Source organism: Coleofasciculus sp. G3-WIS-01 (genome assembly GCF_040223135.1).
GTDB lineage: Bacteria > Cyanobacteriota > Cyanobacteriia > Cyanobacteriales > Coleofasciculaceae > Coleofasciculus.
Genome location: NZ_JAVJZI010000123.1, coordinates 1 through 16,219, shown reverse-complemented (window position 1 = coordinate 16,219; position 16,219 = coordinate 1). Strand labels below are relative to the sequence as shown.

Annotated in this window: 14 protein-coding genes; 4 read left to right on the top strand and 10 right to left on the bottom strand. The window is 45.7% G+C overall.

The features are described 5' to 3' along the window. Positions 1–265: 265 nt before the first annotated feature. The 8 genes from RIM23_RS12265 to RIM23_RS12230 form a co-directional block, all read right to left on the bottom strand. Entirely contained in the window at positions 266–1,291 is a 1,026-nt protein-coding gene (locus tag RIM23_RS12265; RefSeq protein ID WP_446367434.1) for a phosphotransferase, read from the bottom strand. Positions 1,292–1,491: 200 nt separating this feature from the next. Further along, positions 1,492–3,315, bottom strand: coding sequence for an ABC transporter ATP-binding protein (locus RIM23_RS12260; RefSeq protein ID WP_446367432.1), 1,824 nt, complete (start codon positions 3,313–3,315; stop codon positions 1,492–1,494). 56 nt (positions 3,316–3,371) lie between these two features. Then, positions 3,372–4,601 (bottom strand): glycosyltransferase family 4 protein, encoded by a 1,230-nt coding sequence (locus tag RIM23_RS12255; RefSeq protein ID WP_446367430.1) that lies wholly within the window; start codon positions 4,599–4,601, stop codon positions 3,372–3,374. A 421-nt stretch (positions 4,602–5,022) separates the two neighbouring features. Beyond that, complete coding sequence (locus tag RIM23_RS12250; RefSeq protein ID WP_446367436.1) at positions 5,023–6,360, bottom strand: glycosyltransferase; 1,338 nt, start codon at positions 6,358–6,360, stop codon at positions 5,023–5,025. 341 nt (positions 6,361–6,701) lie between these two features. Then, entirely contained in the window at positions 6,702–8,093 is a 1,392-nt protein-coding gene (locus RIM23_RS12245; RefSeq protein WP_446367428.1) for a glycosyltransferase family protein, read from the bottom strand. Positions 8,094–8,338: 245 nt separating this feature from the next. After that, complete coding sequence (locus tag RIM23_RS12240) at positions 8,339–9,007, bottom strand: response regulator transcription factor (RefSeq protein WP_446358454.1); 669 nt, start codon at positions 9,005–9,007, stop codon at positions 8,339–8,341. Then, positions 8,985–10,526: a sensor histidine kinase gene (locus tag RIM23_RS12235; protein WP_446367426.1), complete on the bottom strand. Its 1,542-nt coding sequence runs from the start codon at positions 10,524–10,526 to the stop codon at positions 8,985–8,987. The genes RIM23_RS12240 and RIM23_RS12235 overlap by 23 nt, the downstream gene beginning before the upstream one ends. Positions 10,527–10,737: 211 nt before the next feature. Continuing rightward, a complete protein-coding gene (locus tag RIM23_RS12230; protein ID WP_446367424.1) occupies positions 10,738–10,923 on the bottom strand; it encodes a hypothetical protein in 186 nt (61 codons plus the stop codon). Positions 10,924–11,022: 99 nt separating this feature from the next. On the opposite strand from RIM23_RS12230, the gene RIM23_RS12225 reads away from it, so the two are divergent. Next, on the top strand, positions 11,023–12,024 hold the full coding sequence (locus RIM23_RS12225; RefSeq protein ID WP_446367422.1) for an RluA family pseudouridine synthase: 1,002 nt from the start codon (positions 11,023–11,025) through the stop codon (positions 12,022–12,024). Here the strand turns inward: RIM23_RS12225 and RIM23_RS12220 are convergent. Continuing rightward, positions 12,014–12,763, bottom strand: a complete 750-nt coding sequence (locus RIM23_RS12220; protein WP_446338205.1) for a phycobilisome rod-core linker polypeptide — start codon at positions 12,761–12,763, stop codon at positions 12,014–12,016. The two genes, RIM23_RS12225 and RIM23_RS12220, sit on opposite strands and share 11 nt — an antisense overlap. A 154-nt stretch (positions 12,764–12,917) precedes the next feature. After that, entirely contained in the window at positions 12,918–13,505 is a 588-nt protein-coding gene (locus RIM23_RS12215) for a hypothetical protein (RefSeq protein WP_446367420.1), read from the bottom strand. Positions 13,506–14,220: 715 nt separating this feature from the next. Here RIM23_RS12215 and RIM23_RS12210 point away from each other — a divergent pair. The 3 genes from RIM23_RS12210 (at position 14,221) to RIM23_RS12200 (ending at position 16,070) form a co-directional block, all read left to right on the top strand. Further along, on the top strand, positions 14,221–15,180 hold the full coding sequence (locus RIM23_RS12210) for an orange carotenoid-binding protein (protein ID WP_446367418.1): 960 nt from the start codon (positions 14,221–14,223) through the stop codon (positions 15,178–15,180). Positions 15,181–15,333: 153 nt separating this feature from the next. After that, positions 15,334–15,660: a hypothetical protein gene (locus RIM23_RS12205; protein ID WP_446367416.1), complete on the top strand. Its 327-nt coding sequence runs from the start codon at positions 15,334–15,336 to the stop codon at positions 15,658–15,660. A gap of 23 nt (positions 15,661–15,683) precedes the next feature. Further along, the gene (locus RIM23_RS12200; RefSeq protein ID WP_446367414.1) at positions 15,684–16,070 is read left to right on the top strand and encodes a chromosome segregation ATPase; all 387 of its coding nucleotides are present in this window, start codon (positions 15,684–15,686) and stop codon (positions 16,068–16,070) included. Positions 16,071–16,219 lie beyond the last annotated feature (149 nt).

The following is a 16,219-nucleotide window of genomic DNA, read 5'->3' as shown; positions in this document are numbered from 1 at the left end:
ACTTAAGGTAAAGAGCTCTTAGAGCGGGGGGTGTAGGGGCGGGTTTTACAGATAACATGAGAGCACCCAACTGATAACTTGACTCGCGCCCGCCCTTCTCCCATAACCGGGGGAGCAGAAACCCCATAGCTGAAAATTAGAATGGGTAAGGGTTATGGCTTAAGTTGACACGGATGACTGACGTGCGTCCACCGACATGCGCGGATTTAATCGTAAAATATATTCCACAGTTTTAGCTGGTTAATACTATTGATAAAAACTACCCCTACATTCGGGAAAAATTAAAATGTTTCGCCAGACGTTGTTCGCACAGTTCTAATATTGTTTCAGTAAATTGACACCGTTTCGGAAACTGAGTGCTGATGTAAATATGTCGAACTAAGGTTAAGGTTGTATAAGACTGGATGGCAGGAATAAGGGCTTCACCCGCAAGCTGAATAAATCTCTCTGCTAAAGCAGTTTCGCGATCCATTAATGCCTCTGGATTCCCCAACGTCCGCAAACTTTGCTCGGTGATATGTCCAATAAAATTTCCAATATCTAAGCCGGGATTGCCTTGACAATATAAATCCAGATCCAGTAAATAAAGACGAGTATTATCAACAATAATTTGGTCAGGATAAAAGTCGCGATGAATCCCTAAAACTTGCGGTTCGGGGGTCATCGCCGCCACGCGATCGCACCCAACTAAAATTTGCTCTAAACGGCTTTCCCACTGGGGTTTGAGTTGAGCGACTAGGGGGAGACGTTCGTGCAAAATTCGCAGTTCATCGGCTATGGTGTGGCGGCGCTGGGGCGGTATTTTGGCTTGATGTAATTTATGGATGGCTTCGGCAATGTGTTTAGCTAATATAATTCCTTTGGGTTGAGGGAGTAGTTTTGTGGCAATTACTCCGGGGACTTTGCGCTGAAGCCACATCTGAAAGTTGGGAATTACTCCGATGGGTTCGGGTATACTAATTCCATCTTCACTATTATCGGTAAATCCTTTATGCCAAAGGGCTTGGTTTAGTTGATAGCTTTTAAAATCGATGCCTTTTGCTCGTACTTTACCCAGAAGGGTGATGGGAATGGTGGAATGATTAGGATTTTTTAGGTTATATTCTATTAGACAACGACGCCCGGGTTTGTGGCGAATGACTTTAATGGCACAAAGGTTGCTTTTTTGAAGGGGTTGTGGTAGGTTTTTGGTAAGTTCTTGCTGGACGGTGATTGGGTTAAGGGCTGCGGTAAGGAATGACAGGTTTGGATCGGTGGTGATGTTGAATGGATCGATTACTGGAATGGTCATGGGATTGATGCTTTTAGATTTAAATGGGTGGCGTCGGAATGATGTTTTTTTAACGCAGAGGGGCGCAGAGGTAAGCGCAGAGGGGCGCAGAGGGATTGGGATGAAGGTTGGAGGAATTGGAGGAATAAGGGGACATGAGAGGAGTTCTGTCTCCATTGTTATTATTTCTTTGTTTCCCCATCTTTCTATCTTCCTAACATTTATTCAGCGGCGCCTATTTCTTGCTTTTTGTTTTCTCTGTAGGCTGGAGATTGCATCTGATATAAGCTGGTATATTTTCCATTGAGTTGCATGAGTTGGGAGTGGGTTCCTTGTTCGAGTATTTGTCCGTTTTCTAGGTAGAGAATTAAATCAGCACGAGCGGCGAGGGTTAAGTCATGGGTGATGAGGAAGGTGGTGCGGTTTTTGGTTACGCTTTCTAGGGCGGTAATGACGGCTTTTTCGTTATGTTTGTCTAATCCTGTGGTGGGTTCATCGAGGATGAGAATGGGGGCTTGGCGAATGGCGGCTCGGGCTATGGCTAAACGTTGACGTTGTCCCCCGGAGAGGGTGGAGCCTCGCTCGCCTAAGATGGTGTCGTAGCCTTGGGGAAGTGCTTCGACAAATTCATGAGCATTGGCAAGACGCACTGCTGTTTCAATCTCGGCGTGGGTAGCATTGGGTACTCCATAAGCGATGTTTTCCCAAACGGTGGCGGCAAAGAGTAAACTGTCTTGCATGACGACACTAATTTGAGTTCGCAATGATTTGATGGTATAGTCACGAATATCTCGTCCATCAATCATGACTCGCCCTTCGCTGGGATCATACAAACGCAAAAGTAGGCTGAGAAGTGTCGATTTACCACTTCCGGAGGTGCCCACGAGCGCTACTTGTTGTCCCGGTTTTATGTCTAATTCAATGGCTTTGAGTAAGGGATTACCGGGTTGATAGGCAAAGCTGACGCAATCAAATCTGACATATCCTTGAAATGGAGGCGCGACAATGGCAAATGGGGAATCGCTAATCTCTGGTGTTTCATCTAAAATGTCTAAAACACGCTCCCCAGAGGCTACCGCTTTTGATAGTCGCCCGGTATATTTGGCAAAGTTTTGTATGGGTTTAAAGGCTTGTTTGAGATAGGTTAAGAAAACTAAAACATCCCCAGGGGTTAAAGCATCCCGTAATGCCAGTTTTGCACCATACCACAAGACGATGGCTGTACCAATGGCGATGACGACATCCACAGTACGTTCTAAGCTAGCGGATAAGCGTTGGGTTTTCACGCTTTCCTTGAGACTGCGGTGATTGGCTTGGGAGAAGACATGGGTGAAGGCGTCTTGCAGGGAAAGAGCTTGCACTAATTTAATTGCGCCAATTGATTCGGCTAGGGTGGCGGCGACAGCCCCCTCACGCCAACGCTGCTGACGCGAGGCTTGCTGGATTCGCTCACTTAGGCGGGTGGCGGCAAACCAAAAGAATGGTAAGGTAATTAATGCTAGTAATGTTAGATCGCGATCGATCCAAAACATGACGCCAATCATACCCAATAGTGTCAGAATACTGACGATAAGGGGCATGACGGCGGTTAGGACAATTTCTTGTAATCGGGTTGTATCGGTGCTGATTCGCACTAATAAATCACCACTTCTGGCTTTAGTATGGTAGGAAAGAGATAGGCACTGAAGATGGCGATACAGTTGTTCGCGAATTTCAGTTAAAATACGGCTACTCGCTAGCGCTAAACTCACTGTACTCCAGTAAGATGCCATTGCTCGCAGTGCGGTGATGGCGATTACCCCTAAAGCAGAGAGGGTTAGCAATGTTACTGGATTAAAACGATTTAGAATACTAATATTTGCATCAGGAGTATTGATTAAAATATAGTCAAAAACAAATTTCAGGGGCCAAGGTTCAAGTAATCTCAACACTACCTCAGCGAATAGAGCGAATACTGCTGTGATTAAGAGTAAATTTTGTTTCTGAAGATAGGGGGCGAAGCGATGTAATATTCGCCAAAAACTAGGGATCGATTTTTTTTTCATTTGTCATTCCTCATTTGTTATTCCCAATCTGCTCCGCCATGGGGATTGGGCGAAGCTTATGCGTTGGTATCTTGGCATAAAACCGAAACATCTGGGCGCATAAGCTTCGCCCCTACGAATGTATCTGCTCCCTCTGTCATACCCGCGATTTCTAATAGACGTTTCGCGATCGCATCCCAGGTATGATGGTGCTGTATCGTCTGTCTGGCTGCTTTTCCTAGCTGTTTGCCTAATTCGGGATTATGGTAGAGGCGCTCCAAAGTTGCGGCTAAGGCTACGGCGTCGCCTGGAGGACATAATAAACCATTAATTTCATCTTCAATTAATTCTCTTAATTGTCCAATACGACTCGCCACCACGGGTAATCCTGCTGCCATATATTCATAGACTTTTAAGGGTGAAAAATAAAAGTTAGATTGGTGCGGATAAGGGGCAACGGCAACGGTCATTTTTGCTAAAAGTACAGGGATTTCATCAGGAGTAACAGCACCCGTCAAATGAGTCGCATCTAATAATCCGTGTGCTGATAATTCTGTGACTAAATTCTCCCGTTCGGGTCCATCCCCAACAATTAGTAGTCGCGTATTCCTATACTTTTTATGCAGGGTGTCAAAGGCTTCGACTAAAATTGATAATCCATGCCAAGGCTTGAGTGTGCCAACAAATCCCACGGTGAATGTTTCCGGCTGAATCGATAATGGCGATTTAATATCACGGAAAAAACGCTCTGGGTTAACCCCATTGGCAATCACATGCACTCGTTGATTTACGCCGGGATAGGCTTCTATATAAGTCTTGATTTGTTCCGAAACGGCAATAATTGCACTCGCCGTACTAAATACGCGCTGCGCTACTTGTTCAGCATTAGCATGATTGACTAATCCTCGATGTTTTGCCTGTTCTTGAATCAAGGGAGCATTGACTTCTAAAAGTCCTGGTATTCCCCTAGATTGGGCATACTCCATCCCGGCAAAACTCCACAGAGAGTAACGCTCATAAACTAAGTCAAAAACACCGTTTTTTTCTAGTGTTAGACGTAGATTAATATTAGCAGATAGGGCAGCTTGTTCACGGACAGCTATTTCACCTTTGGGAATAGACGGTAAACGATGAACAATCATAGTTTCTAAACCGGGTGGCGGCTCACCACCGATTCGGGTGGCAAATAACTCAACCTGCATCCCTAGTTTTAGCCAAGCGCGAATCACCTCTTGAACATGAATCGAGCAACCTTTTTGACCAAAAACCGGAATACCTGGATCAGCGCAAATGTAAGCGATTCTCATAATTTATATCCTCAACAAACGATAAACGAAATTGTCGGGGCGGGTTTCACAATTTAACTTTATTCTTGACCCTAATATCCCTAAACCCGCCCTGTATCAGGAATAAATTCACAAATTGACAATGGATAATGAACAATGGATAATGACCTCTCCTTAAAATAAGAGGATTGAAATTAATGAAAATCTTTTTTAATTTCTTCGTAAACGAAGAGGTCTTAGACCCAATTAATCAATTGTTAATTATCAATTATTAATTATCCATTGATAAGTGAGTCTGTAGGGGCGGGTTTCACTACTTAATTTTATTCTTAACCCTGATGTCACTAAACCCGCCCCGTCAAGTATGGAATAAAAGGGTTATTTGACTAATGAAAAGGTATCCTGTTGGGTTTCGCTATCGCTCAACCCAACCTACTTCTACTTAAACGTTTTGTTCAAAACTGACATGATCCCCTGGGTGAGACTGGTGCGAGACATGATTATAAACTACCGGAGAATAATTTAACTTGTCTTGATTAACGACTTGATAAAAAATAGTGCGTAAAACGGCAGTATTGCGATGAATATCAAACTCTGACTCAATCAATTGCCGCGCTTTTGTTGCCAGTTTCACCCGTAAACTGGGATTAATCAGTAAGCGTTCGAGGGCATTTGCCAACGCCTGATCATCATGTTGAGCTACCATTAATCCCGTATCTTCATTACGCACAACTTCTGGAATTCCAGTTACATCGGTAGCTACACAAGGCGTACCCAGTGCCATCGCTTCCAGTAAAACAGTCGGTAAACCCTCACGATTTCCATCACTGCCAATAATATAAGGTGCAGCAAATACAGCCGAATTCTGGATATAGTCAAAGACTTCATTTTGAGGACGTGAACCGATAATTTCAACGGTTGATTGTAAACCGAGGCGTTGAATTTGTTCTCGCAGAATCGCTGCTAATGAACCTGAACCAATAATTTGACAATGAAACGAACAGCCGCGATTGACAAGAATGGCACAAGCGTCAATTAAAACCGAAACCCCTTTTTTCTCCACCAATCGACTGACTGAAAGAATGGTGGGTGGGCGATTTATGGGAGATTTATACCCCAATTGGTTTAAATTTAAGCCATTATAAATGCGCTGGATATGGGCGGCGGCTGTACTGTATGTCTGTTGTAAATAGTTGAGATTATAGTCACTAACCGTAATCACACTTGCCGCATCTTGCAGCTTCCTTTTCATGTCTTCTGGTTCGACACTTTCATGAAAAATATCCTTAGCATGAGCGGTGAAAGTGTAGGTTATTCCGGCAAAGTGGGCAGCCAGACGAGCGACACTGGTTGCCACTGTACCAAAGTGAGCATGTAAATGATGAATGTTTTTTAACCGAACCTCTCTTGCTAACCAAGCGGCTTGATAAACGGTACTGGCTTTTTCCCCTTGAGCAAACTCTAACTTTGCCCAAAAATTGGGGATAATTTTACTGGCTTCCTGAAGTTCTGCCCAGAAAAAGCTAGCGGCTGTTGGGTTAAGGCTATTGAGAGATTCACTTACTCGCCCTTGGATGGGTTTACGAATATAGTAAACGGGAGCGCGGACTTGGGAAATAATATTTTGAAAATGAGTCTCAGCCGGAGGGCGCAGGGCAAATATTTCTATTTCTAATCCAGCGGCTTCATGGGCTAAAATTTCATTGACGACGAATGTTTCTGAGTAGCGCGGATAACGCTTGAGGACATAACCAATGCGGTTTAATTGTGTTGAAAGCATCATTTTAAGGGGGGATTGGGTAAATTGTGAATGTGTAGGGGCGGGTTTTACCGATAACGCTCTGGCTCAAACCACTAACTGAACTAAACCCGCCCCGATTTGATCCGTTTTATCCATCAACGACATTACCGGAGCTGGGCGAAGCATTTGGGTATAATATTTTGGACAAGTATCATCAGATAGCCCCCCAAATGCTTCGCCCCTACAATTAACAATTAACGAATAACGAATGACGAATGACGAATGACGAATGACGAATGACGAATGACGAATGACGAATGACGAATGACGAATGACGAATGACAAATGACGAATGACGAATTGGGTTTCCGATTCAAGAATTACGAAGCATTAGCCATGGAAATAACTGGGGAATCAACAACGGATTCGAGGAAGTGAGGCAAACGTGCAAGCCCATGGAAATCGATGCGATCGCGTCGGTGTGTCGATGTTCCGATTGTCCGCGATAGCCATTTACTTAAGGCGGTGGGCGTGATATCATCGGGATGCAACATATCAATTAATCCCAAATCCTGTAACCGTTTAGCCCGAATTAACTGTTCCTGTCGCGGTTTGACTCGTGGTACAATTAGCGCGGGTTTGTCAAAGGAAAGAACTTCATAAGTGGTGTTGTAGCCGCCCATCGTAATTACGCAATCCGCCCGATCTAACAGTTGGGTTGGTTCAGCCAGAAACTCCAACACTCGTAAACGGGGATGTTTCGCCGCGATTTCGTGTAAGTGTTGACGCACTGGTAGGGGCATAAATGGACCGGTTAAAATCACCCCATTGGTGTCTGGGGGTAAAGTCACTTGGGCAAAGGTTTCCGCCAGCTTATCCCCATCTTGCCCACCGCCAACCAGACAAAGCGCCAGCCGCCCAGGGGGGAGGTTCAGTCTCGCTAAAAGGTCAATCTCAGAATTATCCACAAATTCCAGTCGTTTGCGCTGGTCAAAACAGCCAGTATACCGTACTTTAGCCGCTATATCTGGGGAAAATTTACAATCCTCAACCAGATCCGAGATTCTGGGATCGCCGTAAATCCACACGGCATCATAATATTTACGAATAATCTCTTCATTAGCCGCCTGCTGCCATTCATGCTGTACTTTTATCGGATCATCAAGCACATCCCGTAAACCTAAAACACAACGGGTATCTGTTTGAGTATGCAAATACTCTAGGGTTAAATCTAATTCTCGAATTGCCCCCCGTGGCACATTATCGACAATGAAGACATCCGGTTGAAAGGATTCGACAGTAGCCCGGATAATATTAGCGCGGAGATTGACAATGTGCTGAAGCGAGAGATCCAAGCGACGGGATTGATACTCTCCATTCGTTCCTTTATGCAGAGCCGGAAGCGCCACATAGTCTACGCCATCAGGGATATGGAGATTACTTGCCTCACTCATGCCACTAATCAGCAGAATGTCTGTGGGTAAAGCAGACTGGGCAAGGGTTTGGGCAATTAACAAATTGCGTCGCTTATGACCCAAACCCATCGTATCATGAGAGTACAACACCACCCGCAATTTCCGAGTTCTGGCGCTATTCGGTTGGACAATCGCCGGAGACAGATGGGAAAACCAGCCAGTATGAGCCGCATCAGTCGCACCACTGGTTCGCTCCTCTAAATGAAGATGTGCTTGAATCCTTAAGGTTGGCGACTCAATACGGGAATATCCTGGTGTGTGTAAATAACTTCCGAGTCTTGGCTGGTGTGCTGACATCGTTCTCTCCTTGTACTCTGAGCTTTGTCTGAGCTGTTGAATCAGCCTTTGATGGACGTAGGATTAGAAACTCGGATTTCTACACGAAATGTGCTTTACGTTTACTTAACTTTAATTTAATTAAGCTTTGTTAAGAGTACATGAGACTTTCATGAGAAATCTTTCATGTTTGTCAAACGGTAGAGACGTTCCATGGAACGTCTCTACATGGATTGTTGATGAATTTGTACAGGTAAAACTACTGATCAAGTGCGGAGGCGATAACCCATCCCTCTGACGGTTTCAATTAAGTCACTCCCTAACTTCTTACGCAGATATCCAATGTAAACATCAACGATATTGGAACCCGGATCGTAATCATACCCCCAAACATGACTGAGTAACTGCTCTCGACTCATCACTTGCCCTCGATGGCGTAACAGGGTTTCTGCCAGGGTAAATTCTCGCGCGGATAGCTCAACGAGCTGACCCTTGACATGAACCTGACGAGTCAGTAAATCTAAAGTAACTTCACCTGTCGTCAGCACCGTCTCCTCTTGGGCTTTGGGCAAATAGTTATTACGCAACCGCAGGCGCACCCGGGCTAAGAGTTCTGCAAACTGAAAGGGCTTCGTCATGTAATCATCAGCCCCTCCCTCTAATCCAGCCACCTTATCATGGATGTCATCACGGGCGGTGAGAATAATAATCGGGATCTGTTCTCCTTGACCCCGTAACTCCTCTAGGATCTGTAAACCATCTTTGCCTGGAAGCCCCAAATCCATGATCAGCAGGTCAAATTCGTGGGAGAGTACCATCGCCAGCGTCTCCCCCGCATCGGTAGCGACGCTGCTGGTAAATCCGTTAGATCGCAGCCCTTTCTCGATAAATGCGGCAATACGGGGTTCATCTTCAGCAATCAGAATTCGATTCATCGGGTAGGATATCCTGTCTTGGCTCTAGAGGGATAACAATGGTAAATTGAGCGCCAGCACCAAGTCTGCTTTTGAGTTTAACTTGTCCCTGATGCGCTTGGGCGATCGCTTGAACGATAGACAATCCTAAACCCGCGCCTTCAGAACAACGACGGCTATTAGGGAGTCGAGCAAACCGCTCAAAAATCCGCTTTTGGTTAGCTGGATCAATTCCGTCGCCAGTATCGCGAACCCAGAAACAGGCGTAGTGGCGATTGATCGCTGAACCCAAGGCGATTTGATCGCCCGGTTTGGTGTGTTGGCTGGCATTTTCAGCCAGATTCATCATCGCTTGAGTGAGGCGCTGACGATCGGCGACAATTCGACCTGACGCGATCGCATCCAGTTGCCAGTCTCGTTCGGCTAAGGCTTTGGCTTTAGCAAAAAGTTCCTCAGTGAATGAGCTAATATCTATTATTTCAACCTGTAAAAAATCGCGCCATTCTGCTTTCGCCAACAGGAGTAAATCATTAACAAATCGGTTCATCCGATCCAATTCATCGAGGACTAATTCTAATGTTTCCTGTTGAGCTTTTGGGTCATCATCCCATAATTCCAGATGACCTCGGATAATCGTAATCGGTGTCCGCAATTCGTGACCCGCATCATTGATAAAGTTTCGTTGGCTAGTAAATGCCCGGTGCAGACGATCCAGCATTTGATTCAGCGTGATTGTCAATTCCGCAATTTCACCAGTACCTTGAATAGGAATGCGTTGGGTCAAATCCGTTTCACTAATTGAACGCGCCGTTTCTGTTACCGAACGTAGGGGGGCTAGCACCCGTCCAGCGGCAATCCAAGCCACAATGGACGCAACAACCATGACGACCAAAGTTACTTTAACAATCACCCAAACGACTTCATTGACTTCTTCCTTTTCATAGGCGATGACATTGGCAACAATAAACAGTCCCCGAATTTCTCCGCCAATTTCCACCGGTTCGGCATAGTAAAGAATTGGACCGACTGATGTTTCTTCCAAACCTTTTGCGGGTTGAGTCAGCTTAGTCCAACCTTTGAGTAGCCGTGCATCCGGTTGCAGGGGGTCAGGCAATGCTGTCGGACTAGATTGGTAGAATTGACCATCGATAATGGTCAGCATAAATTCTCCGTTATTGGGAATATTACGGGATAGAAAAACCTCAAATAAAGCCGCCAAATCATTGCCAAACGGCTGACCAGTCAAGGGGTTTTTTCCTTGTTGGAACAATCGCTGAAACTCCTGCACTTCTTGGTTTAGGGAGCTGTCAATTCGTTTGTGCGCCTCTTCAAATAGAACTTGACGGATCAGCCCAACTGATGTAGCCGTAAAGCAAACCATTAGCAGGACATACCAGGCAAGAATACGAGTTCGTGCTTCCCAAAATAGATGACGCCAACCCCAATACCTTTTAGTTTTACTCGCCTCATGATTTTGCTCAAATTTGGCTGAGGTGAGGTTGTTACCCAGCTTAGTCACGTCTGTTCCCTGTTCGTTCATAAGTTACAAAACCTGATGTTGATCTTAGGGAATTTGATAATTCACATGCTGTCGATAAAGTCATAAATTTATACTTTTTATAAATTGTTTAAAATTTAATACCAAAATAAGGTAAACTAAATTTGAGTTGGGTGTAGGGGCGGGTTTCACCACTATCGTTTCTTACCTGACCCAGATGTAACTCGCGCCCGCCCCGACTTGAGGGTGTATGTCAACTTTGTAGGTACTGACTTAAGGTTGGTGGGTACTGCCCACGATGGCGGACTGACACAGCTAAAATTGTGGGATAGATTTGACGATTAAATCGGGTGGGATAGATTTGACGATTAAATCGGGTGGGATAGATTTGACGATTAAATCGGGTGGGATAGATTTGACGATTAAATCGGGCGCACACCGTGCGCCCCTACAATTCTAATCCACAAAATAAGGTGTGCCACGCCACTACTGCTTAAGGTTAAATTGGGTCTATAGGACACAAATAAGTCAAACAAGCGTGAAAGAAATTAATGTATACTGCCAACAAAACAGTGAGCGACTCGATCGCTATCTTGCCCAACAATTACCCGATTTATCTCGTTCTCGAATCCAAAAACTGATTGAAGAAGGGAATGTGCAGCTCAACGATAACCTCTGCACCTCCAAAAAAGCCACGATTCAACTTGGAGACTCTATCCACCTCACTATCCCCGACGCCAAACCCTTAGAGCTAAAACCAGAAGCAATTCCCCTGGATATCCTCTATGAAGATGACCAAATCCTGATTGTCAACAAACCCTCTGGCTTAGTTGTTCATCCTGCTCCTGGACATGAAAATGGCACACTTGTCAATGCCCTGCTTGCCCATTGTTCTAACTTAGCTGGAATTGGTGGCGTACAACGTCCCGGAATTGTCCACCGTTTAGACAAAGATACCACCGGTGCGATCGCGATCGCGAAAACTGACCACGCCCACCACCACCTACAAGCCCAACTCAAAGCCAAAACCGCCGGTCGAGACTATCTCGGCGTTGTCTATGGTTCTCCCTCAACCGAGACGGGTACAATTGACCTGCCCATCGGACGTCATCCGAGCGATCGCAAAAAAATGGCAGTCGTTCCCCTAGAAAAAGGTGGACGCTCTGCAATTACCCATTGGCAGATTAAAGAACGCCTGGGCAACTACACCCTAATCCACTTCCAACTCGAAACCGGACGAACCCATCAAATTCGCGTCCATACTGCCCATATCGGACACCCTATCGTCGGGGACCCCGTTTATAGTAAAGGTCGAGATATCGGCGTCAATCTCCCAGGACAGGCACTTCATGCATGGCGACTGCGGTTACAGCATCCCAATACAATTGCCCGTCCCCTCTCTCCTAACCAAGGAGACCAAAGGACGGGCAATAAACCTGGGGACTGGATTGAGGTCATTGCCCCTCTCCCCCCAGCCTTTAACACACTCCTAACCGTACTGCGACGGCGTGCTTCATCCGTTCCCTTCCCTAACGCTTAGGTACACGGGACATGTAATCGATATTCTGGGCAGACACGCGGGGGAGTGGATTGGGTTGGGCATTAACTCCCCGTGCCATATCCAGGAAGTTCGTAGGATCACCTGCTTTAGCCTGCTTGTCTTGCGGGACAAAACGGCGTACTTCGTTCTGCCAAATAATTTGGGGGAAGCCCAGTTGAGCGCGGTAGTAGCCGTCGTAGCGGGGTGATTTAATGTTAAAGGGTCTTTCACCTTGACGGCGACCGGGCAATACACGACGCCGTTGATAGGGAACAGTGTCATAACCAAAGTTGGTCAGATACTCTTCGCTGTTAAGTAGTTGATCAACGAAGCCTTTAATCCCCTTGGTCGCCACAACGATAGACCAAGCAATTTTTTCGCGTTCGTTGTAAACATCGCGCCCTAATACCCGTTGCACGCACTGTTCAACAAAGCGATAATTGCTGTTTTTCTCGTAGAAGCTGTTGTAGAAGGTTTTCGACAGCAGCAAGCCACGAATGAAATCCCGCACCGTCAGTTGACCGTTGCGGAGTTGGGATTCTAGGAACCGTTCCCGATCCCAAGCAAAGGCATAGAAGAAGATCTGACGGTATGCCGCTTCGATCAATTCATCCATGTCTGTGCCGAACAGGATGTTCTCGGTTGTGTAAATCCTTGGTTGCTCATCCCCCGGTACTTCATAACCAGCGACACGCTGATTTTGACTTACCGGAGTGTAGCTTAATAAAGGTAGCGCCACGTTTAAATCTCCGTAATCTTAGAAAATCTTACAAACCTTAACTTTTAACTATATAACAGATTATGTAACCTTCTTACAAAATTAGTCATTTGTCATTCGTCATTGGTTATTTGCTCCCCCTGCTCCCCCATCTCCCCCATCTTCCCGTTCCCGACTAAAAGTAACCCATCCAGAATGCCAAGGGATTTGCTAGTGAGCGACAGTGGGGCCAATTTCGCAAATAGTTTTCTAAATCAGGTTGCCAGACTGGAGGTCTTAATCCAAGTCCTAAGCAAAGATGAGACAAAACTTCAAAAAACCGCCGATCATGACCCGGTGATCCTATATGAGCATGGGCATATTCATGGACGACGATACCTAACCAATCTGGCGGTGCTGTTCGTCCCACATCAATGAGGATGGTAACCGGATTGAGGAGAATGTTACAAAAGCCATCAATCCCATACTCCTGGGCTAACGGCGCTGCCCCGATCTGGATCGGACGACGCAATTCTGGATGAAAGCAATCATGACAGGCGTTGAGACAAGAATTGAGTTCAGCGTTGACTGTATCAATGTTATAACCAATCCAGGTACAGATGCGATCGCGTACCCGATGATTATCGCTGATATCAACCATACGTGGATCTAATGCTAGCTGACGTACAGCCTCTAGGTACTCATAGCCACGTACCAACGGTTCATTTATACTCTGGGATTTCCCCACCCAATACGGACTCACTTTGTCTCGCTGCTCAAACATTTCGTGACATGCTCCCACACCAAATCAAAGATTCTGGTGTGAGCTTCCAAGCTTCACAACTTGGATTTCCTGGTTTTTCCCTTGCGGGATTTCGACACTTACCCTAGACTCAGACGAGTACATTTGGGTCCCCGGTAGACCGTCTGCACAGGCAGTTTCCATTCCCGCTAGCCCGGCGGTACTGATTAGTTTGATTTGCGTTGGTTGTTGATTATCAAATTCGAGAATCAACTCACACTGCAGCAATTTCAACTAGCGCGAGTGAGCAGATGTATCGAAGGATGATGTCAATTTACCACATTGATCTTGGGGGAGTCCAGTGTATCCCAACGCCCAATTAAAAATTATGGCGTGGGTCTTATTGCTCCCCCTCTCCCCCCACAATTAGATAAATTCTAACTGCTGATGGGGTGACAAGCAAGCTGAAACCACTACCAATCAAGCTTTCAGGACTGTACCCCCATAGAGACATTTTGACAGGTTTCCCAATTTCCCAAGAATGATAGATAAGTCTGATGAAAATGATAAGCACTTGTAGCTGATAAAAAACTGCCAAAAAAGATACAAAAAAATCTAAATATATATTTACACTTACTTACAATTTGTTACTATTGTTTTTAGCGAAGAGATTTTCTGCCTGCCCTAGAGAGTCCAAAACAGCTCAGGACAAGCGCTTACGTAGCATTTTGATAAATTTTCCTACTAGGAGAGTCTTATGCCTTTTACCATTGATTCAGCTCGTAGTATATTTCCTGAAACCCTAACAGCCGATGCTGTACCAGCCACGATTGCCCGTTTCAGTCAACTTAACGCTGAAGATCAATTGGCTTTAATCTGGTTTGCTTACCTGGAGATGGGAAAAACCATCACCATCGCTGCGCCAGGAGCAGCAAGCATGGTGCTTGCCGAAGGAACCTTGAATCAAATTCGGCAAATGTCTTTCCAAGAGCAAACTCAGGTCATGTGTGACTTGGCAAACCGCGCCGATACGCCGATTAGCCGTACTTATGCAAGTTGGTCGGCTAATATCAAGCTGGGCTTTTGGTATCAGCTAGGACAATGGATGGAACAGGGGACAGTCGCACCTATTCCAGAGGGTTATCGGCTATCCGCCAATGCATCCGCCGTGCTACAAGCCATTCGTAACTTAGATCCGGGACAGCAAATTACGGTGCTGCGGAATGCGGTTGTGGATATGGGGTTTGATCCGAGTAAACTGGGTAGCTACAAAAAAGTCACTGAGCCAATCGTTCCACCGAAGCAAATGTCCCAACGGACGTCAGTGACGATCCAGGGAGTTGACAACCCGACGGTGTTGAGCTACATGAATTACATGAATGCCAATGACTTTGACGCCCTGATCCAACTGTTCACCGATGATGGAGCGCTGCAACCTCCGTTCCAAAGACCGATCATTGGTAAAGACGCCGTCTACCGCTTCTTCCGGGAAGAATGCCAGAACCTGAAGCTGATGCCGGAACAAGGTGTTTCTGAATCGGCACAAGAGGGTTATACTCAGATCAAAGTCACAGGTAAAGTTCAAACGCCTTGGTTTGGTGCAGGGGTGGGAATGAATATGGCATGGCGGTTCTTGCTCAACCCTGAGAACAAAGTCTACTTTGTGGCAATTGATTTATTAGCCTCGCCGAAGGAGTTACTCAACTTAGCTCGGTAACCACTCTAAAAACTGTACTCATAAGAGTCAGTTTGAACTTCTAGAGGAGCTTATCTAAAGCCATGTTGAGTAGGAGTAAATCGTAGCACGTTGTAAATGATTGAGTGAGCACTCCCTGCTCTTATGGGTTGGGAGTGTTCAAAATACTGGACAATGCAAGTAAACGAAACTATTTGGTCTGACGTAGAGCAGCAAATCGCCAAAGATGCTTTTGAGAAAGCGTATCAACGAGAAACTAATGCTTTGATCACACAGGTGCGGGAATACGCCAGGGGAATTACTGAACTCGATCAGGTTTGGCGTCTGCATGATTTTTTGAGTGCAAGGCGGCACGATATTGATGGCAAGTACGACTTCGACTATTCCGCTCTCCTGTTTCTTTTCGCTAGGTTAGTTAAACAAGAGTGGCTAAAACTGGAAGATTTGAGCGGTTTAGATCAGAGCAAACTGGCTAAAATAACTGCCCTGGCTCGGATGTAACCTTCCGCTTTGCTATAATCTGAATGTTTAAATCCGCAAACCCGGATGCCTTAGTTAGCAAACTTAAAGGACTTTTAGTCGTTTTGGAATTACCACCTCTCAAACCTATCGAGCCGCCAGGAGAACCGCCCCCTGTTCACAGCAATTGGTACTTGGTCAATGTTCGCCATAAGAAACGTGATTTATTTTTGAGATGTCTGAATATTGTTATCGAAAAAAATCAACTGAACGATCTAATTTTAGCGGTTGAAACTCCTGATGATTCAGTGTACGAAGATATCGTTTTACTGAATTTGGCTAGCTTTAAAGCTGTGCGAACCCACATTCAAACCATTGAGTCCTGTCAGAGAATCGAACCGAAACCATTACCACAAGCACAAGTAAGCCTAATGTTGGCAGCGAGCAGCTAGATGATGGATTTTGACATCCTCCCCCGGCTAAAGAGCGCGGGGGATTCCTCACCACGCCACCTTTAGCCGGGGTGGTCGCTGATTGGGGTTGACGCTTCGCTGAAGGTTGCCTCCAAATGAGGTCTTACACCCTCTCCACGTCCGTTTAT